Source organism: Halalkalibacter lacteus, from assembly GCF_036663595.1.
Classification (GTDB): Bacteria; Bacillota; Bacilli; order Bacillales; family Bacillaceae_D; genus Halalkalibacter; species Halalkalibacter lacteus.
Window position 1 is genome coordinate 1 of sequence record NZ_JAWRVL010000070.1, and the last position, 1,777, is coordinate 1,777.

The following is a 1,777-nucleotide window of genomic DNA, read 5'->3' on the forward strand; positions in this document are numbered from 1 at the left end:
ATAGCGCCATTCATCTCCCACCTAAAATTCTATCGAATTTTTGAGGAAGGAGACTTCTGGCTATAGTTCGTTAAAGATCAGCGAATTTCAACCTTTAGTCTAGATAATGTAATAACGATGCAACTTTTACAAATGGTTAAACTTTGTTTTAAATACACAATAACAAAGTAAAAATCTTAAACATAAAGTAGTATATGTTCGTTCGCATATAAAAAAAAGAAGAAAGTACACCCGAAATATAATATATCGGGTGTACTTTCTTTTAAGAATATGCACGAATGTCATCTATTCCGTTAAATTTAACAAACGATGGTAATCGGAGGTTATCAAGACCTAAATTTCAAAAAAACAAAAAAATAGGCTGTTAACATATTATACATGAATAATATGTTAACAGCTGTATTTTGCAGAGAAAAAGTACACATAGTTGCAATTGCGCGTGCAGAGTATTGCAACTTGACACGGAGCCTCTATGGGCATGCTCCTTTAGCCAAGAAGCCAGTAGCCGCTATTTGGGTGTCTTTGTGAACATGTCTCCTGATGCTAAGAAATATCATCTTAAGTTTATCGCCACTCAACAACCTCATCGAGATTTTGTCTTGTTTTTGGACGTTTGGGATCCTCTTGCCGATATCCGAAAGCAACCATACAGGCTACACCGAAATCGTTGGCGTTAATGATACCCTCATTTTGTAAAATAGAGGTCACCTGCTTTTTATCAAAACCTTCGATCGGACAGGAATCAATACCAATTTGAGCCGCGGCTGTCATCATGTTGCCCAATGCTATATATGTTTGTTTGCTTGCCCATTCAAAAATGAGACGGTCATTATCTTCGAGTTCTGTTTCGACGAAGGATTTATAGAAACCGGAAAGACCTTGCACAACTTCTTCAGGCATATGATGAATGTCTTTCATCATTTTGATCACGTGAACCGAATCATGCCTTAAGTCTTCTTTTCTTCTAGCCAATATAACTACAAAATGGCTGGCAGTGGGCAGTTGTCCCTGGGCACCGCCGGATACAGGTTTTAATTTTTCGCGAAGCGCTGCATCCTGGATCACGACAAACTTCCACGGCTCGAAGCCAAATGAACTTGGAGATAATCTTCCTGTCTCCAAAATAAAGTGAAAATCTTCATCCGAAATCTTTTTATTGTTATCAAATGCCTTGCAAGCATGTCTGAACTGGTAAGCTTTTAAAATTTCTTGTTTTTTACTCTCCGTTCCTATCATGTGGAATCAACCTTCTTTTCTATTTTTTGGTGTAAACAGATTTTTCAGACAATCACCGGATTTATATTTCCTCTGTTTGATAACAGATCTGCTGTTAGGATAACCAATTTTTGGATTGATGTCCATTAAAGTCTCTTCTCGTTAACTAGCTTCTTTACTAAACTCCCCGTTAATTGAATAACTTATAGATCGATTTTACTTACGAATAATTCCTTCTCTTATTTCAAGAATATGGCCCTTCGGAACAACTCTATTGTTACTCAACAGTTCCTTAATAGACCTTTCAATTCAGATGTTCTTTTCCTTTTCCATATATAATTTCAGTAAAGAAAACTTTCACATGATTGTTAACATATACTATGACATATACTACGATATATATATCATTTTTGAAAATAATGATAGCCTTGAAATTATTGGTTATGTTAATTTATTTATATAACACAATGATGAAATTATAGTTGAGGTATTTGTATATATTATTATTAAAATAGATGTTAATGTTGACTGCAAAAATAATAACATTTGTAATCAGCAAGGG

At 34.8% G+C, this 1,777-nt stretch carries 1 protein-coding gene; it reads right to left on the reverse strand.

Going from position 1 to position 1,777, the window contains the following annotated elements:
- Positions 1-564: 564 nt before the first annotated feature.
- On the reverse strand, positions 565-1,236 hold the full coding sequence (locus SAZ04_RS21455) for an NAD(P)H-dependent oxidoreductase (RefSeq protein WP_332699495.1): 672 nt from the start codon (positions 1,234-1,236) through the stop codon (positions 565-567).
- Positions 1,237-1,777 lie beyond the last annotated feature (541 nt).